This window comes from Nonomuraea sp. NPDC049269, from assembly GCF_043197155.1.
GTDB lineage: Bacteria > Actinomycetota > Actinomycetes > Streptosporangiales > Streptosporangiaceae > Nonomuraea.
Genome location: NZ_JBICSO010000002.1, coordinates 990,546 through 1,009,542, shown reverse-complemented (window position 1 = coordinate 1,009,542; position 18,997 = coordinate 990,546). Strand labels below are relative to the sequence as shown.

23 protein-coding genes and 1 pseudogene are annotated in these 18,997 nt (G+C 67.8%); 11 read left to right on the top strand and 13 right to left on the bottom strand.

From position 1 onward, the window contains the following. Positions 1–4 precede the first annotated feature (4 nt). Complete coding sequence (locus ACGFNP_RS14690; RefSeq protein WP_393318566.1) at positions 5–559, top strand: GNAT family N-acetyltransferase; 555 nt, start codon at positions 5–7, stop codon at positions 557–559. Positions 560–575: 16 nt separating this feature from the next. Here ACGFNP_RS14690 and ACGFNP_RS14685 read toward each other — a convergent pair whose 3' ends face one another. Beyond that, positions 576–1,187, bottom strand: coding sequence for a GNAT family N-acetyltransferase (locus ACGFNP_RS14685; protein WP_358334331.1), 612 nt, complete (start codon positions 1,185–1,187; stop codon positions 576–578). 223 nt (positions 1,188–1,410) lie between these two features. Between ACGFNP_RS14685 and ACGFNP_RS14680 the strand changes: the two genes are divergently transcribed. Next, complete coding sequence (locus tag ACGFNP_RS14680) at positions 1,411–1,656, top strand: hypothetical protein (protein WP_393318563.1); 246 nt, start codon at positions 1,411–1,413, stop codon at positions 1,654–1,656. 21 nt (positions 1,657–1,677) lie between these two features. Here ACGFNP_RS14680 and ACGFNP_RS14675 read toward each other — a convergent pair whose 3' ends face one another. Further along, positions 1,678–4,803 carry a BTAD domain-containing putative transcriptional regulator gene (locus ACGFNP_RS14675; protein WP_393318560.1) on the bottom strand — a complete coding sequence of 1,042 codons (3,126 nt, stop codon included), beginning with the start codon at positions 4,801–4,803 and terminating at the stop codon, positions 1,678–1,680. Between the two features lie 92 nt (positions 4,804–4,895). Further along, positions 4,896–5,648 carry a class I SAM-dependent methyltransferase gene (locus ACGFNP_RS14670; protein WP_358334323.1) on the bottom strand — a complete coding sequence of 251 codons (753 nt, stop codon included), beginning with the start codon at positions 5,646–5,648 and terminating at the stop codon, positions 4,896–4,898. 182 nt (positions 5,649–5,830) lie between these two features. On the opposite strand from ACGFNP_RS14670, the gene ACGFNP_RS14665 reads away from it, so the two are divergent. Next, positions 5,831–6,568, top strand: a complete 738-nt coding sequence (locus tag ACGFNP_RS14665; protein WP_393318557.1) for a phosphotransferase family protein — start codon at positions 5,831–5,833, stop codon at positions 6,566–6,568. 25 nt (positions 6,569–6,593) lie between these two features. Here ACGFNP_RS14665 and ACGFNP_RS14660 read toward each other — a convergent pair whose 3' ends face one another. The 3 genes from ACGFNP_RS14660 to ACGFNP_RS14650 all read right to left on the bottom strand — a co-directional run bounded on the left by ACGFNP_RS14660 (position 6,594) and on the right by ACGFNP_RS14650 (position 8,061). Further along, positions 6,594–7,370 carry a class I SAM-dependent methyltransferase gene (locus ACGFNP_RS14660; protein WP_393318555.1) on the bottom strand — a complete coding sequence of 259 codons (777 nt, stop codon included), beginning with the start codon at positions 7,368–7,370 and terminating at the stop codon, positions 6,594–6,596. A 12-nt stretch (positions 7,371–7,382) separates the two neighbouring features. After that, positions 7,383–7,670 (bottom strand): YciI family protein, encoded by a 288-nt coding sequence (locus ACGFNP_RS14655; RefSeq protein ID WP_358334314.1) that lies wholly within the window; start codon positions 7,668–7,670, stop codon positions 7,383–7,385. 67 nt (positions 7,671–7,737) lie between these two features. Beyond that, complete coding sequence (locus ACGFNP_RS14650; protein WP_358334311.1) at positions 7,738–8,061, bottom strand: hypothetical protein; 324 nt, start codon at positions 8,059–8,061, stop codon at positions 7,738–7,740. A 63-nt stretch (positions 8,062–8,124) separates the two neighbouring features. Between ACGFNP_RS14650 and ACGFNP_RS14645 the strand changes: the two are divergent. Further along, positions 8,125–8,305 (top strand): annotated as a pseudogene (locus ACGFNP_RS14645) (IS5/IS1182 family transposase); the annotation flags it as partial. Between the two features lie 116 nt (positions 8,306–8,421). On the opposite strand, the gene ACGFNP_RS14640 reads toward ACGFNP_RS14645, so the two are convergent. The 3 genes from ACGFNP_RS14640 to ACGFNP_RS14630 form a co-directional block, all read right to left on the bottom strand. After that, positions 8,422–8,808 carry a VOC family protein gene (locus ACGFNP_RS14640; protein WP_358334308.1) on the bottom strand — a complete coding sequence of 129 codons (387 nt, stop codon included), beginning with the start codon at positions 8,806–8,808 and terminating at the stop codon, positions 8,422–8,424. Between the two features lie 28 nt (positions 8,809–8,836). Beyond that, positions 8,837–9,049 (bottom strand): hypothetical protein, encoded by a 213-nt coding sequence (locus ACGFNP_RS14635; protein ID WP_393318553.1) that lies wholly within the window; start codon positions 9,047–9,049, stop codon positions 8,837–8,839. Between the two features lie 211 nt (positions 9,050–9,260). After that, the gene (locus ACGFNP_RS14630) at positions 9,261–10,238 is read right to left on the bottom strand and encodes a WYL domain-containing protein (protein WP_358334302.1); all 978 of its coding nucleotides are present in this window, start codon (positions 10,236–10,238) and stop codon (positions 9,261–9,263) included. Between the two features lie 114 nt (positions 10,239–10,352). On the opposite strand from ACGFNP_RS14630, the gene ACGFNP_RS14625 reads away from it, so the two are divergent. Together ACGFNP_RS14625 and ACGFNP_RS14620 are read left to right on the top strand one after the other, a co-directional pair. Then, entirely contained in the window at positions 10,353–10,748 is a 396-nt protein-coding gene (locus ACGFNP_RS14625) for a RidA family protein (protein WP_358334299.1), read from the top strand. Between the two features lie 68 nt (positions 10,749–10,816). Further along, positions 10,817–11,146 (top strand): DUF488 family protein, encoded by a 330-nt coding sequence (locus tag ACGFNP_RS14620; protein WP_393318548.1) that lies wholly within the window; start codon positions 10,817–10,819, stop codon positions 11,144–11,146. Here the strand turns inward: ACGFNP_RS14620 and ACGFNP_RS14615 are convergent. Both ACGFNP_RS14615 and ACGFNP_RS14610 read right to left on the bottom strand, forming a co-directional pair. Further along, positions 11,070–12,203 (bottom strand): hypothetical protein, encoded by a 1,134-nt coding sequence (locus ACGFNP_RS14615; protein WP_393318545.1) that lies wholly within the window; start codon positions 12,201–12,203, stop codon positions 11,070–11,072. The genes ACGFNP_RS14620 and ACGFNP_RS14615 overlap by 77 nt on opposite strands. Then, positions 12,203–12,715, bottom strand: coding sequence for an RNA polymerase sigma factor (locus ACGFNP_RS14610; protein ID WP_358334293.1), 513 nt, complete (start codon positions 12,713–12,715; stop codon positions 12,203–12,205). Before ACGFNP_RS14610 ends, ACGFNP_RS14615 begins: the two co-directional genes overlap by 1 nt. A 243-nt stretch (positions 12,716–12,958) precedes the next feature. Between ACGFNP_RS14610 and ACGFNP_RS14605 the strand changes: the two genes are divergently transcribed. From ACGFNP_RS14605 to ACGFNP_RS14595, 3 genes are all read left to right on the top strand, one after another. Next, positions 12,959–13,432: a carboxymuconolactone decarboxylase family protein gene (locus ACGFNP_RS14605; RefSeq protein WP_393318542.1), complete on the top strand. Its 474-nt coding sequence runs from the start codon at positions 12,959–12,961 to the stop codon at positions 13,430–13,432. Positions 13,433–13,770: 338 nt separating this feature from the next. Then, entirely contained in the window at positions 13,771–14,250 is a 480-nt protein-coding gene (locus ACGFNP_RS14600; protein ID WP_393318539.1) for a hypothetical protein, read from the top strand. Positions 14,251–14,786: 536 nt separating this feature from the next. Continuing rightward, complete coding sequence (locus ACGFNP_RS14595; protein ID WP_393318536.1) at positions 14,787–15,896, top strand: NAD(P)/FAD-dependent oxidoreductase; 1,110 nt, start codon at positions 14,787–14,789, stop codon at positions 15,894–15,896. 331 nt (positions 15,897–16,227) lie between these two features. Here ACGFNP_RS14595 and ACGFNP_RS14590 read toward each other — a convergent pair whose 3' ends face one another. Together ACGFNP_RS14590 and ACGFNP_RS14585 are read right to left on the bottom strand one after the other, a co-directional pair. Then, entirely contained in the window at positions 16,228–16,701 is a 474-nt protein-coding gene (locus ACGFNP_RS14590; RefSeq protein WP_393318533.1) for a hypothetical protein, read from the bottom strand. Continuing rightward, positions 16,698–17,243, bottom strand: coding sequence for an RNA polymerase sigma factor (locus tag ACGFNP_RS14585; RefSeq protein WP_393318530.1), 546 nt, complete (start codon positions 17,241–17,243; stop codon positions 16,698–16,700). The genes ACGFNP_RS14590 and ACGFNP_RS14585 overlap by 4 nt, the downstream gene beginning before the upstream one ends. A 223-nt stretch (positions 17,244–17,466) precedes the next feature. Here ACGFNP_RS14585 and ACGFNP_RS14580 point away from each other — a divergent pair, with 223 nt between their 5' ends. Continuing rightward, positions 17,467–18,384, top strand: coding sequence for an alpha/beta fold hydrolase (locus ACGFNP_RS14580; RefSeq protein WP_393318527.1), 918 nt, complete (start codon positions 17,467–17,469; stop codon positions 18,382–18,384). Between the two features lie 113 nt (positions 18,385–18,497). Then, positions 18,498–18,959 carry an NUDIX domain-containing protein gene (locus ACGFNP_RS14575; RefSeq protein WP_393318524.1) on the top strand — a complete coding sequence of 154 codons (462 nt, stop codon included), beginning with the start codon at positions 18,498–18,500 and terminating at the stop codon, positions 18,957–18,959. Positions 18,960–18,997: the final 38 nt, after the last annotated feature.

The window sequence follows — 18,997 nt, the reverse complement described above, 5'->3', positions numbered from 1 at the left end:
GAGAATGGCCAACCCGCTCGTCGTTCCCGAACTCCGCGCCGGCGAGAAATTCTTCCTTCGCCCATGGCGGCTGGATGATGCCGCGGTGGTGCGCGAGGCTTCCGAAGACGCGTACATCCCGCTGATCACCGGCGTGCCGCCGAATTATTCGGACGCGGAGGGCGCCGCCTTCATCGGGCGCCAGTGGAGCAAGGCCGCCGACGGAGTCGGGTACTCCTTCGCGATCGCGATCGCGAACGCCACCGACGACCGAGCCGTGGGCCAGATCGGGTTGTGGCCCGGCCCTCATGGCCGGGCGTCGGTGGGTTACTGGGTCGCGAAGTCGGCCCGGGGTCAGGGGGTCGCGTGTACGGCCTTGCGGGCGATCTCGTCCTGGGGCCTGGAAGGGCTGAGGATTCCCCGGCTGCAGTTACACGTGGAGCCGTGGAATGCACCGTCGTGGAAGGCCGCCGAGCGGGCGGGGTTCGTTCGCGAGGGCCTCTTGCGTAGCTGGCAGGAGGTGGGGGGCGAGCGTCGGGACATGTATCTGTATTCGAAGCTCATCAGCGATGGGGCATGAGCTGATCGCCACTCATTCAACGAACGGGCTGGCTTGGATGTGGAGCGCTCGGAACAATGCCGGCCATGCTGTTGGTGATGGCCCACCGTTCGTGATCCCGCCAGGCGCCATCGATGAACAGCAAGTCGGGCGAGTAACCCTCGGAGCGGAACCCGTGGCGTTGAACCAGCTTCAGAGAAGCGTGGTTGCCGGGCTGGATCTGGGCTTCCAGCCGGTGAAGGCGCAAGTGCTCGAACGCGTACCGCAGCACCAGGCCGACTCCTTCGGACATGTACCCTCGGCCGGCGGAGGGAGCGAAGGCCGCATAGCCCAGTGAGCCGGACTGGAACCGCCCCCGGATGATGCTGTTGATGTTGATGTTGCCCGCTGCGGCTCCGGTGTCACGCACACAGACCAGTAGGGCTTCAGCGGACTGAGGGTCGTCGAACTTCCCGAGGAAGTTGCGGAAGTCCTGCGGTGTGCTGGGCAAGGACATCCACGGTTGGTGCAGGTCGGCACTGGCACGCACCAACTCGATGAACTCGTCTTGATCGTCAATGGTGAGGCGGCGCAAGGTCACGCGGGAGGAATCTCCCCCAAGGCCGGTCAGAGCCTGCTCGGCCGCTTCGACACTACCGTTCTGATTCACGGCCCAAAGGGTAGCTGAACAGAGACCGACCCCTCTTCCTCTCCCTGCCCCCGACGGAAAGACACGATCAGAGAGAGAGAAAGAGGGACTGCGAACACCACCGTGGCGTTCCGAAATGCTACGAGACCGCTCTTCCGTTCTTCTTCCGTTCCGGTTCCGGCTCCGTACTGATGGGCGAGCGAAGGAGAAGATTTACGGAAGCCCTGACTGCGACACTTTTCGCATGAGGAACAAGATCATGAGTGCGGTGGTCGCAGCGGCCGCCCTGACGACGACCGCGACGACCGCGACGCTCGGCACCGCGGCCTCCGCGAGCGCGGACGTGGCGACGACCAAGGCCGGCCACATCAAGAGCGTTCACAAGACCTACGCGCAGTGCCAGAAAGCGGGCTTCAAGTATTCCGGGGACCAGGAATACTGGGAATGCGAATGGGACAGCCCGTTCTGGGCGCTCTGGGTCCTGAAGTGACCCGCGGTCACCTGTAGGTGCTTACATCGCGTCCACCAGCAGCGGCGCGAGCTTCTCCGTACATGATGCGTGTCCGATCTGCCGGCACAGTCGCAAGGCCTGGTCGGCCTTGCGCGCCGCCGCCTCGCGGTTGCCGCGCCGCTGTTCCAGCCCGGCCAGCTCCGTCAGGGCGGCCAGCTCCGGCAGCCGGTACGCGTTCTCGGACGCGATGGCACGCCCCCGCAGCGCGTGGCGGAGGGCACCCTCGTGGTCGCCTTGGGCGTCGTGCAGCCGGGCACGGGCGAGCAGCCCGTACGCCCGATGCCAGGGCAGGCCACCTGTGCTGATGAGTTCTTCGGCCAGGTCGAGACTGTCAGAGGCCTCTGTCGTCAGACCGAGGCGGATTCCGGCATCGGCCAGGGCGACCAGCGCCGCCGCCTCCACCAGCCGGTCACCCTGGCTGTGGCACACGTCGAGCGCTCGCAGCGCCTCGTCCCGCGACTGCGCCCACCGGCCGTTCTCCCAGTGCAGCCGGCTGATCCAGATCTGCGACGTGGCCGCGCCGTGGCCGCCTATCGAGACGATCAGGGCGACCGACTGCCGAAGGCAGGTCTCCGCTTCGCCGTACCGGCCCTGGTCGAGGAGTACGGCACCCAACTCCCGCAGGCCGGCTCCCTCGGCGTGGGACAGACTGTGGCGCCGGCTCAACGTGACCGCCTGCCTGCAGTATTCCTCGGCCAGAACGAGCCGGCCCAACTGGTGGTACTGGTTGCCGAGCGCGTTGAGGGCCAGGATGTGCCCGGGCACCGAGCCGAGCTCACCGAAGAGCTGCGTGGCCCGTACGTTGTCGGCCATCGCTTCGGTGAGGTGGCCGGTCCACGCGTGCGCGAAGCTCAGCCCCATCCGGGCCGCCGCCTCGCCCTTCAGCTCACCGCTGTCGCGGGCGATGCGGACGGCCTGTTCCAGGTGCCCGACGGCATCCTCACGGCGGCCGATCCGGAACAGGCCCTCGCCCATGCCGGTGTGCAGCATGGCGGTCACGGCCGGCACATCGTGGGCGGAGGCGGCCGCCAGCAGGGTCGGCGCGATCTCCATCCACTCACCGATGCGCCCGGTGCGGGCGCAGATGGCGCGAACCATGTCGGCCAGGCGCCAGACCCCCGGGCCGGGCTCACGCTCGACCGCGTGCGTCAGCGCGGCCATCAGATTGATGACGTCGGCCGCCTCGGGGAGCGACTGTTCACAGGCGTCCGTGTGCGGCTGGGGACCGGGGAGCAGGAACTCGCCGGGCGCGCACTGGGCGGCGACGGTGGCGCCCAGTTCCAGGTAGTGGTCGAACAGGCGATGCCATGCCGACGCACATTCGGGGTCACGCCCGGCTTCCGCCACGGCGTAGAGCCGGACGAGGTCATGGAAGCGGTACCGGTCGGTGAGGTGATGTTCGAGCAGGTGGGCCGCGGCCAAGGACTTGAGCGAGGCACGCGCCGTGTCCGAAGACAGGCCGGTGGCCGCCGCCGCGGCCGCCACGGTGACATCGGGGCCGGGCACGAGCCCGAGCAGACGGAAGACCCGCTGCTCGACGGGGGCGAGCACGCGATAGGAGGCGGAGAAGGCGAGGGTGATGGCGTTGTGCTCGGTGCCGTCCACGGTGAGTCCCGTCAGCAGGTTGCCGGCGGCCAGCTCCGCCGCGACCGCCGTGGTGCCGCCGTCGGGCCGGGTGGCGGCGTTCGCGGCGGCGATGCGCAGCGCGAGCGGTAACCCGCCGCACGCACGGACCAGCTCTCCCCGCGCGTCCGACTCGGCCGGGTCGGCCGCCGGCCCGAGTACGCCGTCCAGCAGCGCCCGGCCGTCCTCGTCGAAGAGCGGGCCGAGCGAGTGCTGCCTGACACCCGCGTACGCCACCAGCTCGCCGAGCCGGTGCCTGCTGGTCACCAGCGCCACGCCGGTCGGGGGCAGGAGCTGCTCGATCTGGGCCGCTGAGCGGGCGTTGTCCAGGACCAGCAGGAACGAGTGCCCCGCCAGCAGCGAACGGTAGACACCGAGCTGGGTCTCGAACCCGCCCGGCACCCGTTCGGGATCGACGCCGAGCGAGACCAGTAGCCGGGTCAGCGCGGCGGTCGTGGTCAGCGGCTCGTGGTCCGGATCATAACCACGAAGGTCGATGTAGAGCTGGCCGTCGGGGAAGCGCTCCTTGACCCGGTGGGCCCAGTGCAACGCGAGGGCCGTCTTGCCCATGCCCGCGGTGCCGCTCAGCACGCACACGCCGTCGCCGCCGCCCAGGCACTCGTCCAGCCACGCCAGCTCCGCCTCGCGGGCGGCGAACCCGGGCACGTCCCTGGGTAATTCGGCCGGCCGCGCGACAAGGGGTGCCACCGGTCCGCGTTGCGGCGTCGGCTGCGCGGCCCTCTGTGTGTCTGGCCCCGGGACGTCCGGTTCGTCCTCCAAGAGCCGCTGGTGCAACTCGCGTAGAGGCCGGCCGGGCTCGATGCCCAGTTCGTCGACCAGCCGCTGTCTCGCGTCCCGGTACACGGCCAGCGCCTCGGCGCGACGTTCGCACCGGTGCAGTGCCAGCATGAGCTGTCCCAGTAGCTGCTCGCGCAGCGAGTGCTCGACCACCGCGGCGTGAAGTTCGCCGAGAATTTCGGCGTGCCGCCCGGACGCCAGCTCCGCGTCGTACAACTCCTCCAGGGCGCAGATCCGCCTGTCCTCGAGGCCCGGGCGTTCCTGGTCGATGAGCGTGGCGCTGGTCCCCGCCAGCGCGGGCCCGCACCACAGTCCCGCACCGGCACGCAGCCGCGCCACGGCGTCGGCGTGCCGCCCCTCCTCGGCGTCGGCGCGCGCGGCTGTTCTGTACCGCTCGAACAACTGCAGGTCGACCTCGTCCGCGCCGGCCTGGATGCGGTAGCCGGCGCCGACGCGGCTGATGCGCTCCTTGCCGACCAGCGCCCGCAGCTCGTGTACGTACACCTGCAAGCGCGCGACCGCCGTGCGCGGCGCCCACTCGCCCCAGACCAGAGCGACGAGCCGGTCGTCCGACACCGTGTGGTTCGCATGGAGCAGGAGCGCGGCCAGCACGGTCCGCTGCTTCGGCGAGCCCAGCGCGATCGGCCCGTCAGGCCCATGGACCGACACCGGCCCGAGAAGCGTGAACCGTGCTTCCGACTCCATGTGTCCCCTTCGCGTCCCTCGGTTACCCCGACCGATGCTAGCGAGCGAAGATCGCGCTGATGAGCGGCTTGGGAATACGGAAGGAATCGCCCTTAGCGACTAGGCAGTTCGGCTTCGATGAGGAAGCGATGATCGCGAGTAGCGAAAGCACCCTCGGAACAGATGCGCTCATGAAGAGCACGTAACGGCCGGTCGTAGCGGTTGCGATCGAAGTCGCGAACCTGCCAAGGAACGGCACGTAACTGGAAGACGACTGCGCCGATGTCGTGAAAGACGTACTCGACCATCTCCTCACGCGCGTCCAGCACGCGCAGCCCGCAGTGGCGGAGGCGGTCGACTGCGACGGCCAATGTCCAGCTCTCTGGATCGATTGGGGGCGGCGCACCCAGGGCGACGTTCAGGTCCAACCCGTTACGGCTGCCGACCTGCTGCGTGAGCAGTCGGCCATGAGGAACGAGAACTCGGGCGACTTCGGCCGCGTTCAGCGCACCGTGCCTGTTGAGCACCAGGTCGAAGGTGGTGTCGCGGATGGGGATGTGCTCGGCGGTCCCACCCAAGACCGGCACCCTCAACGGCCTCAGCCGCTCGCCGGCGATGGGGATGTTGGGTTGCCATCTCTCCATGGCGACCGTGGAAGGCGGAAGTGGGGACAGGGAAGCCAGGACCTCACCACCGCCGGTATCCATGTCGAGCACCCGCCGCGCCGTTGGAAGCAGCGACAGGGCTCGCTCGGTGTACACCCACGACGGATTTCCACCGTTCACTCGGCCGCGCAGCCAGTTGAAGTCCCATCCGCGGACGGATGCCTGGACGGCTTGCTCGACGAGCACGTCATAGCTCAGCACCTGGTCACGGTAATGAGGATCGGGAGCATGAGCTACTCGATTATGGAACGCCTTTCATCCTGAGTAGCGGCCTGTCTCGATGGCGTGATGGCCCGCACGATCGGGGTGTTGCGGTGCGGGACGCGGCCGCACACGATAAACCCGGTGACGTCGACGATCATCCCCGGGGATACTGGTCGCCCATGGATGAGGTCAAAGTGGTCGTCGCTCATTCCGAGCGCGCGACCCTGCGCGTCGGCGACGTGTTCCTGAAGGTGGACGCCGATCAGGCGCGCATTGACGTCGAGGTCGGGGCGATGGCCCTGGCGCCGGTCCCGACCCCGAAGGTCCTGTGGCACAAGCCGCCGGTGCTCGCGATCGCCGCAGTCCCGGGGACAGCGCTCGGCCGCCTCGGCGAGCCGTCGACCGCGTCCCCGGCGGCGTGGGCCGCGGCGGGCGCCGCCATCCGGAGGTTGCACAACGCGCCGCTGCCGCCATGGCCCGGCCGGAGCCTCGACGACATCGCGGCGGACCTCGACGTCCAATGCGAGTGGCTCATCACCAACGGCGTCCTTCCTGCCGAGCTGGTCACGCGCAACCGCCAGGTCGCCGAGGCCGCGCTCCGGCCGTGGGCTCCGGTATTCACGCACGGCGACCTGCAGCTCAATCACGTGTTCGTCGACGGCGACGGGATCACGGGCATCATCGACTGGTCCGAGGCGAGCCAAGGTGATGCCCTGTTCGACCTCGCCATCTTGACACTCGGACACGAGGAGCACCTCGGCGACGTCGTCGCCGGCTATGGCACCGACGTCGACCTCGACGTGATCCGCGCGTGGTGGTCGTTGCGAAGCCTGCTGGCGATCCGCTGGCTGGTCGAGCACGGCTTCGACCCGTTCGCGCCGGGCTGTGAGATCGACGTGCTGAGATCCCGGATGTGAGGCACGACCACGAGTGCCGTGGAAGTCAAGCCTTGGCTCGGCTGCGACCCACCAGGTGGAAGACCCGGCTGAGCCGGCGATAAGGGTCCCGGCGGCTGGCTCGCAGTTCGACGGCCGCCACGGCCGAGACCTCCTCGGTCACCGCGAGGTCCATCCAGTCGGCGAAGAGCCATACGCCGTACCAGGCCACCGGTTCTACGTCGTTAACTCGGAACAGCTCGGACAGTTCCTCGACGGTGTCCGCCCGGGTCTCGACACCAAGGATCCCTTGTTCACCCTTGGATTCGAAGGCCGCCAGCGCGTCAGCCCATCGGCGCTCCAGTGCGGGGCGGATCGCCAGGGTCTTGGCGTTCAGCGCCATCACCGACACGATTCCACCAGGGGCCGCGCAGCTGGACAGCGAGGTGATGAGCGGGCCGGGGTCGTCGACGTACATGAGAACGCCGTGGCAGAGCACAGCCTCGAAGCGCCGGCCACCGGTCGCCTCGGCGGCGTCCTCACCACGGGCTTGCACCAACCGAACGCGGTCGCGCACCTCCGGGGCTTCGGATGCCAGCCTCTGCTCAGCTTTGGCCAGCATCGTCGGGGAGGAGTCGAGGAGGGTCACCTCATAGCCAGCCCGGGCCAATGGGAACGACTGATGGCCCGCCCCTCCCCCCACATCCAAGACAGCTCCTGGCGGCTCAATGAGGTGCTCCATCAACTGCTGATGGAGAACGTAGGTACGGACCTGCCCCTTCACTGACGCGTATGCCCCGTCCACGAACTGGTCGGCAAGGGAAGCCCAGACGTCATCGCTCACAAGGCATCTCCTCTAACCCTTGAGGCTCTCCAGACCGGTTGCGACCAGCAACGGCGTGAACTCCACGACACTGTGCGCGGCGACGCCGTTGAGGACATACGGATCGGTGGCGAGAATCGAGTCAAGCTCTTCGGCGGGCATCTCCGAGGCGAGATAGACGCCGCCGGTCAGGGGAACCCGGCGCCCGGCGACGAGAAACAACCGTCGTGAAATGAGATCGTTCAGCCAGTCGCCGTGGGCCGGCCGCCACTGATCCACTTCATCCAGCGCTGCTGTGTAGGTCACTGTGACAACGAACATGCCTGAATTGTGACAGCTGAGGAACGAGAGAGATCAACCGTCTCTGGCGGTCGTGTCTGGAACCGGATCAGAAGCCGGTGGTGATGGAGTAAAACCACCAGTAGGCGAGTAGCGCCATCAAGAGCAGAGTGGCGGCAAAGATCCCCAACATGATTCCGAGGAATCTGCCACCTGGACCCCGAAACCTCAAGAAGGCTCCACCGAGCGCTCCGAGCACGGGTAGTCCGACCAGGATGAGCACCGGAACAAAAAGCTCCCGCAGGCCGAACTCGCTGACCTCGATCACGACGCGGCGAACCGGCATGATCATAAAGACCACGCTCAGCAAAGCGAGAACGTAGGCGAGGGGCTTATAGGTTTGCCCGTTGGCAAGTAAGGGATCGGCGGTCATAGCAACTGGATGCTGGCACCGCTGTGGTGGAGCGTCAAGATCAGTGAACCCTTTTCCGGCTCCACCCCGTACAAAGGCAAGAACAAACCCGAGTCCCTCAGGCGGGCCAACCGCGCCCACGCCAAACTCCGCGGCCCCGGCGAACGCGCAACTGAAGAGCTGGAAGATCCTCCGCAACCTGCAGCTCTCCAGGGCCGGCCACCAGTGCAAAGCCATCGCCGTCCTTCAAAACCACCGCGGGACCGGCACTGCGCGGGTTGGGCCAGGGGCTGCTGGTGGTGTGCGGCAGCGCGTACGAGTTCGCGAACGCCCTGACCCGCGAGGTCCTCTACGCCCCACCCTGGTCTACCAGCGGGAGGCTCAGGGCCAGGTCTTGGCCTCGGACTCGAACACCGCGCGGTCGCTCTCCACGGGCAGCACGCACATGAGATGACCGCCGGGGGCGCGCAGGGTGCGGCACTCCTGCCACCGCGTCACCTCACTCGCGCCCAGGGCGAGCAGGCGCCGGGTCTCCGCCTCGACGTCGTCGGTCTCGATGTCCACGTGGAAGCGGGGCGCGTCGTCGACCGACTGCACGGCCACGAGCGGACCGGGCTCGGGCAAGGCGCCGTGCAGGGAGATGAACTGCTCTTCGGAGGGCAGCGGGCGAGCCGTGGCCCCCAGCGCCGCGGCCCAGAAGGCGGCCGCCGCCTCGGCCTCCGCCGTGGGGGTGTCGATCAGGAGGGCGTAGACACGACTGCGATGCATGGTGATCATGTTAAGCGAGAAGACGGCGTCACCAGGGATCGCGACGACGTTGTTCCCTCCGCACATCGTGAGCCGATCGCGGCGGCAGGTCGGGGGGCTCCGGATCGGAGAAGACCAAGCGGTCGAAGAGAATGGAGCCCACCACGAGGATGGCCACCACGGCGAAAAGCACATACGGCAGTGACTCCGGCACGGAGATCACCACCGTCAGAGCGACCAGCCCAAGGACCAGAACCGCCACGAAGGCAAGGCCGAGCTTCCGCAGTCTTTCCTTCACGCAACCCCCCGGTAAGAGTGAACGCTCGGCGGAGCGCTTCCTAGAAGTATTCGTCGGGAACCGCCACGGCGGATGAGGTCGCAGGCCCGGTGGCGCCGTGAGATCCCGCGCACCGAGCACCACTTCCCTCGAAGGATCTGTGAGTCTGGTGGTGGCCCGCAGAAGGCGACAACTCTCAGGATGGCACTCCGTAGCGGGTGGCGATCGCGGCGGCGCGGTTGCGCAGCGAGTCGCGCAACCACTGCGGGGACAGGGCTTCCGCGTTCGTGGTGAGCTGCCACAGCGCCCATACGGCGTGTCTCGCATCTTGGAAGGTCACCTCCAGCCGCAGCCAGCCGTCTGGGTCGGCTTCTTCGGCGAGGACGGCCAGCGCGGTGCCCACCAGGTCCTCCCGCCGCGCCGGGTTCACTCGTACCAGCACGGTGACTTGGTCGTCGCCGCCGCTCCGAAACTGCGTGCTGCGTTCCTGCCAGGCCCGGTCCAGATCGACCCGGTCTGGTCGCTGTGCGGGTTCGGCGAGTTCCTTGGCGGCCAAGACCCGGGACAGCCGGTAGGTGCGGTCCTCGCCAGACCTCATGGCCAGCAAGTAGCCCCGGTCTCGTATGGTGACCAGGCCGATCGGGTCCACCGTGCGCCACTTCGGGGTCTGGTCCACAGCCGCGTAGTGGATCTGCAGCTTGTGTCCGGCGAACACCGCGCGCAGGACCTCGGCCGCTATGGCGTCGGGCACCTCCTCATCGACCAGCCGACGCGAGAGGAGATCGGTCTCCGGGTCGATGAGCAATCGCTCGGCCGCGCCGGCCGCGGTGTCCCGATAGCTCTCGGGTAGCGCGTCAACCACCTTGAGCATCGCCGAAGCGAGCGCCGAGCCGAGGCCGAATGCCTGGGCGCCGCGCCGCGATCCGGCGACCAGCAGGGCAAGGGCCTCGTCGGGGTTCAGTCCGGTGAGCTCGGTCCGGAAACCGGGCAACAACGCGAAACCGCCGTGCCGGCCGCGTTCGGCGTAGACCGGGACGCCGGCTGCCGACAGCGCCTCGATGTCGCGCAGCACGGTGCGGGTGGATACCTCCAGCTCGCGGGCCAGCGCGGTCGCGGACAGCCGACCGTGCTGTCGCAGCAGCAGCACCAGCGAGACCAACCGGTCGGCGCGCATACGAAAACCCTATCGAAATACACGACACAGGATGTCGTGATTTGTTGGGAGGCTCAGCAGCGCGCCCAGATGGACGTACGCAATGTCGACGAATCGAATGGAGCTGATGTGGCAATGGAGCGAACTGCGGTCAACCCGTGGGCGTGGTCGGTGAACCTCGGGTACAACCAGGGTGAGATCGTCTCTGGGCACACCCGGACCCTGTACTGCTCGGGGCAGACCGCGATGAGCGGCGACGGCAAGCCCCAGCATGCCGATGACCTGGCGGCGCAGTTGGCGCTGAGCCTCGACAACCTGGAGGCCGTGCTCGGCGAGGCCGGCATGTCCCTCGCGAACCTCGTCCGGCTCAACGTCTACACCACCGACGTCGATCGGCTCTTCGAGCACTACGGCGTGCTGGCGTCGCGGTTGGGCGCCGCCGGGGTGGCACCGTCCACCACGATGCTCGGAGTGACACGGCTGGCGATCCCCGACCTGATGGTCGAGCTTGAGGGAACCGCCGTCGCGTGATGTGACCACGCCGCCTCCGGCAGGGCTGCCGGAGGCGGCACGAGTAGTAGGCAGGTGGGTGATTTCCGGTGCTCAGGGTGGTGACAATCGGCGTCTATGGCGGGGTCGGCAAGCGCTCGCGCCGCGAACTCGCTGCCGAGTACACCCGCCGCTACACCACCGAGATCCTCGACCGCGCCGACCTCACGCCGATCGTGTCGGCGCTGCCGAGCAGTGGGACCGCAGCGCTGCTCTGTGTCGAGCGCGACCCCGAGGCCTGCCACCGATCGTTGATCGCCCAGCGACTGACCGAGCGGCACCACGTCACCATCGAGCACTGTTTCAGTACGTGCCCTCGCATCCAGAGCGGCAGCCGGGCGGCACCACAGGGCGAGTATCGGTCCAGCTCGCCATTTTGATGATCCTTACATGAAACGCTGTGCCCTCGGGCAGGCCAGGCATGGGACCCACTCCCTGGACGGCCAGCGGCTCTCCGTTCTCCCTGTCGATGACGAGCTGGGTCCAGACAACACCTTGCGGGGTGGGAAACTGCAGGACCACCCCTCGACGGTCGATCACGTCAGGTACGCGATCCGTCACACTCACGCCTGGCAGTGCGGCCAGCATCCGGTAACCCGCCGCACGCGTCCCAGGAGTGGCCGGGGTCTCGGTGACAAGCCTGATGCCCACTTCCATCAGCCACTGCTCCCGGCTCAGATCGGAGTTAGGCGGGTAGTCCTCCAGCAGCCGAGTCCGCAACGCGGTGGCCTCCTTCGGCAGGTCAAGGAGATCCTTAAGCGTCAGGTCGGGGCCGTTCGCGAGCTTCAGCGCTTCATCGAGCGACCGGCTCGCGTAGAAGCGCTTCTTGGAGTCGCAACCGCGCCCTGGGCATAGCTTGTGCGATCCAGCCTTTTTCCACGCCTGCTCCGCTGCCGAGCCGTATGGTCTGGTCGACACGGCTTCGTACCAGGTGTACCGGTGCCCGTCACGTCCGATGACCAGCACGTCGTCACCGCGTAGCTCGACCATGTCGACTTCAGCGTCTTTGGTCCGCACGAGTTCCTGGGTTTTCAACCACCAGTAGCGTCCCGTGGCCGGTTGCTGGGCGGCGAGTCTGTCGGCTGCCGCGTTGAGCTCCTGTCTGGGGGAGGTCACGGCCGCCTTCTCGCTCGGCCTGGGCATCGCGACCATCACGATCGTGATCACGAGGACGACGGCCACCGCGGCCAGCACCGTCCCGATCAGCCCGTGGGTGGTTCGCCGGGCGCCGGGCGGTCGGCGAACGAGTCCCGCCTTTCTCGAAGGCAAGGCTGCTCTCGAACGCAAGGCTGCTCTCGAACGCGAGGCTTTCGAACGCGAGGCGCCACCGGAGTTCGACGCCGCGTTCAAGACGCGGGCTCGTACAGCGGCGATCTGCTCAGGGGAGGCAGGCGGGACAGCCGGCATCACCTCTTCGATGAACTGGAACTCCCTCATCACACCTCCACCCCCAGCGTGTTGCGCAATTTCGTCCTGGCCCTGCTCAGCCGTGATGCCACGGTCCCCTCAGCGATTCCCAGCGCGGCCGCCACCTCGGGATAGCTCAGCGCTCCGTAAGCCACGAGCAGGACCGCGTCACGTTCGCCAGGCGAGAGGTCCGCCAGCGCCTGGGCGAGCCGGTCCACCGCCACCCCCGCTGCGAGCCGATCCACCACGCGCTCGTCGTGCCCCACGTCGTCAGGCGGAGGCCCAGACCTGGCCAGCGCGCGGTAACGGCGCAACTCCGCGCGCCGGTACCGGCTGATGAGATTCGTCGCGATGCCGTACAACCACGGCCGCATGCCACCCAGCGAGGCATCGAACAGCTCGCGCTGCTGGAACGCGATAAGGAAGGTCTCGGCCGCGAGGTCCTCCGCCATATCCAGGCCGATCCGGCTGGCAATATAGCGGCGGATCTCCTCGTAATGGGCATCGAACACCGCTTCAAACGTGTCAGGGGCAAGGATCACTCAACGGCTCCCGGATCAGGCCAACATCTCTTCTTGCCCGATGCCGCCCCATCCTTCCCAACAATCTCGTGAACGATGTTCGCCTGCGCGGCGCCGCTGCTGGTCGGCTCGCCCCTGCCCGCCTACGCCGACCCGCCGGAGTGGCGGTGCGAGGGAGACGCACATCACATTCGTTCGTGTCACATCTCGCCACGCGATTCCGTCGGACATGTGTAACCACCGGCAACGGCAGAGGAATCAACCATGGATGCACGTCTGAACGTCTTCGGCAACCCGATCGCAGGCAAGGTCCTGAAGCACATCGTCTCGGCGGACAAGGTCCTCTCGGACTCGACGCTGCCCGCCGCGACGCAGGAACTGGTGAAGATCCGCGCCAGTCAGATCAACGGCTGCGGCTTCTGCACCGACATGCACACCAAGGACGCCGCCCACGCCGGGGAGACCTCGGTACGCCTCAACCTGGTCGCGGCCTGGCGGGAGGCCAAGGTCTTCACCGACGCCGAACGCGCCGCCCTGGAGCTGACGGAACAGGGCACCCGCATCGCCGACGCGGCCGGTGGCGTCACGGACGAGGTCTGGGCGAACGCCGCCAAGCACTACGACGAGGACCAACTCGCCGCCCTGGTGTCCCTCATCGCCCTCATCAACGCCTTCAACCGGCTGAACGTCATCATCCAGCAGCCCGCCGGCGACTACCAGCCCGGCCAGTTCGGATAACGAGCGGTATCTGGCCGGTGGAAGTGGGGCCGCCTGACGCAGCACCACACACGCCCCAGGCACCGCTTACCGGCGCCTGGGGCGTTGTTCTGGTACGCCCGGGTCCGATTGATCTCCGGGACGGTCAGCCGCACAGCTGACCAGTACGGCATGACCAGCACGAGGTAGTGCAGGACGGCGGTTCTGAAGTTTGTCTCCACAAGTCGAAGATGATCACGTGGCGGCCGCCCACCTGCTTGGCCAACCCACTCATCGCTGACCGTCCACATGACGATCCTGGGCCTGAGTACTCTGCTGCTGATCCAGTACATAGTGGCGATGCCAGGGCGGGGGCGGCGATGAACGCCGAAGACCGGATCGAACGGGCCAAGACGCTCTATGAACGGGCAGTGTTCAGCGGCGACACCAGCGTGCTGACCAACGCCGAACGGGACCTGGACGCGGTGGAGGCCGATACCGCGTTGGCCCGTGGGCGGATCCTGCATGCGCGGTTCCTCAACGAGCGCGCCGGCGCCGGCTCGTCACCCGTCGAGGACCCGGCTGAACTGCCGTTGTTCGAGCGCGCGATCGAGCTGTACCGGGCGCTGGGCGAGGCGCGCGGCGAGGCCGAGGCGTTGTTCTGGATCGGCTGCTTACATCAGGTCATCCGACGTGACAACGAGACCGCCGCCAACATGGTCGGGCTGGCCTACATCGCCGCCGCCCAGGACCGCCGGGCGGACGCGCTCGCGACACTCGACGAGGCGCACGCCATCGCACAGGCGCATGGTGCCGATGCCATCGTGCGGCAAATCGAGCAGGCGAGAACGGAGATCTAGTACGGCAGCCGCCAGGTCGGCTGAGGCGGGTGCGGCGGTGGAACCAGCGGGGACGTGCCTGGTGGCAGCGTCGCCAAGCACGCCAGCGTGCGGCGTGACCGGGCGAGTACGCACGTGCCCGGCACTGGTCGAGCCCGAAGCAGTCCTTGCCGGCGGGGCGGACCTCCCCATGCCGTTCGCCCTTCTTGTCCTTGGTCAGCTGCCTGACCGCCTCCGCGCACTGTTGTCTTCACCAACACGTGATCATCAGGCGGCTGCTCCCATGAGTGCAGCCCCTCTCGTCGCATCTGGCCAGCTCCAACGCCGCCGGTCTCGCCACCTACCCGCGCCGCCCACGCACCGCCATCCGGGAAGACGACCGCCCCGGGAATGTCGGTGCCATCGCCTGCCATCACCAAGAAGCCGGGCCCGCTTCGCACCCGATTACGGAGCTTTTGCCTGTCCCGTTCATAGTGCTCACCGTTCCACCTGTTTGCATACTAGAAACGGGAGTTCGCCCGTGATCTGGGAAGGGGCCGTTCGTGAGGATCGCGTCCGTGAAGCGGCCCGAACGTGTTGCGGTCATCGGAGCAGGCATCCTCGGAGCCAGCGTGGGATGGAACCTGACCCGGCACGGCGCCAAGGTGGTCTTCATCGACGCGGGCCAGCCGGGCGAAGGCGTCACCAACTGGTCTTTCTCGTGGGTCAATGCCAGCAACAAGACTGTGCGCAAGTCCTACTTCGACCTGAACGTCGCAGGCATGGCAGCGTACCGTGAGCTGGCCAGGACCATCGGGCCAGACTCATGGTGGCATCCCAGCGGCCACCTGCGCTGGACAGACGATCCCGCAGCGGAGGCGAAGTTCCTGGAAACAGCCGAACTGCTGGCTAGCTGGGACTACCGGGTCGAGGTGTACACGGGTGCCGAGGTGCGCCGCCGCCTCGAACCTGCTCTCACGATGCCCGGCGAGGTTCCAGTCTTGTTCTACGCCGACGAAGCCTGGGTGCACGGACGTCATCTCGTCGGCCGCCTGGTCGGCCAGGCCGTCGCATCCGGCGCCGAGCACCGGTCCGGCACCGCGGTCCGTGACATCGGCACCGGTGCCGACGGGAGCATCCGGGCAGTTGCCTTATCCGATGGGAGCCGTCTCGACGTCGACATCGTCGTGAACGCAGCAGGCCCCAACGCCTCCCACGTCGCCGAGCTCATCGCGCGGCACTTGCCGATGCGCCGGGAACCCGGCGTCATCACCCGGATCAGCTGTGCCCAGGTCCCGATTCACCGGGCCATGCACGCGCCTCACATCGAGCTCCGTCCTGACGGAGACGCCTCGATGGTCCTCCACAGCCGCGAGATCGACGCACTCATCGACACAGGCGAAGATCCAGCGGAACTCGCACGGCTGCTCCACGAATCGGCGCGGCACGTCGTTCCCGAGCTCGGCAACTCCCGCATCGTAGAGACACGGGTAGCCAACCGGCCCATCCCGGCCGACGGATTCCCCTCGGTGGGAGCGGTGCCGTCTGTGCCGGGCTACTACGAGGCCGTTACCCACAGCGGCATCACACTCGGGCCGGTAATCGGCCGACTGCTCGCTTCGGAGATCCTCAGCGGGAAGAGAGATGAGATGCTTGCGGACTTCCGCCCGGAGCGGTTCCTCCCTTGACAGCCCGGGCAAGCTCGCCTCACTGGTCAGTCAGGGAGCAAAGACCGAACTGCACCTTACGCGTGACCTGCTCGGACCAGGAGAAGGTGCTCTGTGCTTCATGTTGGACGCCGCCGTGATCAAGCTTCTGGGCGAGGTCCGCGCCGAAGTGTGGATCGACGAATACGACGAGGTCGACTGGGAGCGCCACGCGCATACGCCGTCCGTCTGATCCTCCCGTTTGTCGTCGTCCCGCCCGAAGGGAAAGCGACAGTCTGAGCTTGATCGGCGCGAAGCAGCCCCCGTAAGCGAAGGCGATGCAGTTGAGCGGGGCGTGGGGGCCGCACCCCCACTAGAAACTGTCTGAGCTCCCTAGGCGGTCGCGCAGCCTGCGGAGGACCATCGGAGCGTAGGCGCGGCCGACCGGGGTCAGGGCCGGGCGCAGCAGCCGTACACCGGGAAACCGGAAGCCACCGAGGAAGGCGAATCTGGTCCGGTCCCCCACCCGGACGGCGGCCATGCCGCCCAGCAGGAACCTGCTCTGCATCACGCACCAGCCCGGCCTCAGCACAATGTCGAACTGCGCGCGCAGCCCGCCGTACCCGCGCGCGAGGGCGCGCAGCCGCTCCCCGTCGGCCGCCGTCACACGCAGAGAGCGTACGTCGGGCAACAGGACGGGCAGTTCCCGCTCCAAGTCGGCGGCTACCGCCCACACGGTTTCGAAGGGGGCGTCGACGAACCCGTCCGCGAACACGGCGCTGGGCTGGGCGGCGGCGAGGACGCGCAGTCTCGCGACGTCGTCGATCTCGGCGATGGGCCAGGTCATCGATCCCACTCCTTCCTGAAGCTGCGCCGGGCGCGGAACAGTCTGGACTTGACGGTGCCCGGCGGCACGGCGAGCAGTTCGCCGACGGCCCGCTCGTCGAGGCCCTCCAGCTCGCGCAGGGTAAGCACGGCACGGTGCTCAGGCGAGAGCCGGTCCAACACGTCACGGACGTCGGCGGACAGTTGCGGGTCGCCGGGCGCGGGCACGTCCTTGAGCTCGGCGGGCCGTGCCCGACCGGCCTTGCGCGCGATCCGTACGGCTTCGCGAACCGTGATGGCCCGTGCCCAACCGAACAGCGCGTCCGGTTCCCTGAGCTGCTTCAGGCTGGTGAAGATGACGATGAGTGCCTCCTGGGTGGCGTCGGGGCCGTCTTCGAGGGCGATCGGGCCCGCGAGCCGCCCCACGTACGGGCTGAGGAGCGCTAGCAACTCCTGCATGGCCAGCGCGTCATCGCGCTGCGCGGCCCGCACGAGCGCGCGGGTACGCGCCGGGTCCACGCCACGCACCAGCCCGGACCCGCGACTTCCCTCGGGGGTGGGCATACGCACCATTACAGCCTGGGTGGGCATGGAACGGGTCTTCCAGGGTCCAGGTTCAACGCGACCTCCACGACGGCGTTATGAGTGTCCGGCTGGAGGAGGGGGCGAGGGCGCGGAAGGTTCCGGTGACATGGAACACATCCGCGACCCGACCGCCCGGGGAACCTCCGCGCGCCGGCCCGCCTCTCGATGGGTGCAAAGCCTGCCCGAGAAGAGAGGTGCCGTCATGGAACTGCGAAATGAGCGGCCGATGCCCCAGATGGCCCAGGCGGCCGTCCGGCACCGGTGGGTGGAGGTTCGCGGCGTACGGCTGCATGTCGCCGAGTTCGGGGACGAGTCCGGCGGCGGCGACCCCGTGCTCTTGCTCCACGGCTTCCCGCAGCACTGGTTCGCGTGGCGCAAACTCGTACCGCTGCTCCCCGGCCACCGGCTGATCTGCGTGGACCTGCGGGGCTTCGGCTGGTCGCAGCAGACCAGGCGCGGTTACGACATCGAAGGGCTGGGCCGTGACATGCTGGCCCTGCTGGACGAGCTCGGCCTCGACCGGGTTGTCCTGGTCGCGCACGACTGGGGCGCACAGGTCGGCTTCCGGCTGTGCTTGCGCGCCCCCGAGCGAGTCGCCGCGTACCTGGCGCTGAACATGGTCCATCCGTGGCCACGGCACCTGTCCGTGCTGCGGAACCTGTGGCGGATGTGGTTCACCGCAGTGGTCGAGTATCCGGTACTGGGCCGGTGGATACTGCGGCGCCGGCCGGGGTTCGCACGGTTCCTGCTGAGGTACGGCGTCGCGGATCCGTCGGCGTGGCGTACCGCCGACCTCGACGAGTTCGCCGCCGCGACCGCCGTGTCGGCGCACGCGGGACAGTCGATGTTCTGGCAGTACGTGCTGCGCGACATTCCGGCGCTACTCCTCGGCACGCACCGCCGCCTCCGGCTGGCCGTGCCCACGGTGATCCTGGGCGGCGCACTGGACCCGGTGATACCGCCGGACCTCCTGCCGGGCGGCGAGCGGTACGCCGACGACCTCACGGTCCGGGTGGTCCCGTCGGCGGGTCACCTCCTGCACGAGGAGTACCCGGAGGTGGTGGCCGATTCGTTGCGCGCGCTCCAGGCCCGGGTCGGCAGGTCGGCCGGCTCGGCGTGAGCACCGGGCCGGCGGCGCCTCCGCTCTCCGGACGCACATGCTCCCTGATGATCGCCATGAGTTCGAGGACGCCGACCCCATTCGCTAACCGAACCCGACTTATGATCGAGATCATGCCGATCCCCCGGGCCGCTGCTGTTGTCGTCGATGGCGACCGAGTCTTGATCATCAAGCGGTTCCTTCGGCGTAGCCGCAGAGTGGGCTGCGTCATGTGTGAGGCAGCCGAGCGGCAAGGTCCTCAATGTCCCGGACATGACTACGCCGTCCTCCCCGGCGGGCATGTCGAGGCTGGTGAATCAGCAGAGATCGCGGCGCTCCGTGAACTGCACGAAGAGACCACCCTGACGGGAGAGATCGATCGGTTGCTGTGGACGAGCACGCATAACGGACGCCCCGCCTTCTATTTCCTGGTCGTTGGGGTGAGCGGTGTCCCTGTGCCGTCAGGTGACGAAGCTGCGGCACACGGGCCGGACAACAGCTTCGAGCTCCGATGGGTAACTGCAGGCGAGTTCGAGCAGGTGAACCTCTACCCGGCCGATGTACGGTCTCCGCTCACCAGCCTGCTGATGGGTTGACTTCCTCCTTCCCCCCGAGCACTGGGCCGATGAGATTT

Bases quoted from the DNA above. Each gene is read 5' to 3' on its own strand.
- ACGFNP_RS14690 (WP_393318566.1), top strand. From the start codon at position 5: ATGGCCAACCCGCTCGTCGTTCCCGAACTCCGCGCCGGCGAGAAATTC.
- ACGFNP_RS14680 (WP_393318563.1), top strand. From the start codon at position 1,411: ATGAGGAACAAGATCATGAGTGCGGTGGTCGCAGCGGCCGCCCTGACG.
- ACGFNP_RS14675 (WP_393318560.1), bottom strand. From the start codon at position 4,803: ATGGAGTCGGAAGCACGGTTCACGCTTCTCGGGCCGGTGTCGGTCCAT.
- ACGFNP_RS14665 (WP_393318557.1), top strand. From the start codon at position 5,831: ATGGATGAGGTCAAAGTGGTCGTCGCTCATTCCGAGCGCGCGACCCTG.
- ACGFNP_RS14655 (WP_358334314.1), bottom strand. From the start codon at position 7,670: ATGTTCGTTGTCACAGTGACCTACACAGCAGCGCTGGATGAAGTGGAT.
- ACGFNP_RS14650 (WP_358334311.1), bottom strand. From the start codon at position 8,061: ATGACCGCCGATCCCTTACTTGCCAACGGGCAAACCTATAAGCCCCTC.
- ACGFNP_RS14640 (WP_358334308.1), bottom strand. From the start codon at position 8,808: ATGCATCGCAGTCGTGTCTACGCCCTCCTGATCGACACCCCCACGGCG.
- ACGFNP_RS14630 (WP_358334302.1), bottom strand. From the start codon at position 10,238: ATGCGCGCCGACCGGTTGGTCTCGCTGGTGCTGCTGCTGCGACAGCAC.
- ACGFNP_RS14625 (WP_358334299.1), top strand. From the start codon at position 10,353: ATGGAGCGAACTGCGGTCAACCCGTGGGCGTGGTCGGTGAACCTCGGG.
- ACGFNP_RS14615 (WP_393318545.1), bottom strand. From the start codon at position 12,203: ATGAGGGAGTTCCAGTTCATCGAAGAGGTGATGCCGGCTGTCCCGCCT.
- ACGFNP_RS14605 (WP_393318542.1), top strand. From the start codon at position 12,959: ATGGATGCACGTCTGAACGTCTTCGGCAACCCGATCGCAGGCAAGGTC.
- ACGFNP_RS14600 (WP_393318539.1), top strand. From the start codon at position 13,771: ATGAACGCCGAAGACCGGATCGAACGGGCCAAGACGCTCTATGAACGG.
- ACGFNP_RS14590 (WP_393318533.1), bottom strand. From the start codon at position 16,701: ATGACCTGGCCCATCGCCGAGATCGACGACGTCGCGAGACTGCGCGTC.
- ACGFNP_RS14585 (WP_393318530.1), bottom strand. From the start codon at position 17,243: ATGCCCACCCCCGAGGGAAGTCGCGGGTCCGGGCTGGTGCGTGGCGTG.
- ACGFNP_RS14580 (WP_393318527.1), top strand. From the start codon at position 17,467: ATGGAACTGCGAAATGAGCGGCCGATGCCCCAGATGGCCCAGGCGGCC.
- ACGFNP_RS14575 (WP_393318524.1), top strand. From the start codon at position 18,498: ATGCCGATCCCCCGGGCCGCTGCTGTTGTCGTCGATGGCGACCGAGTC.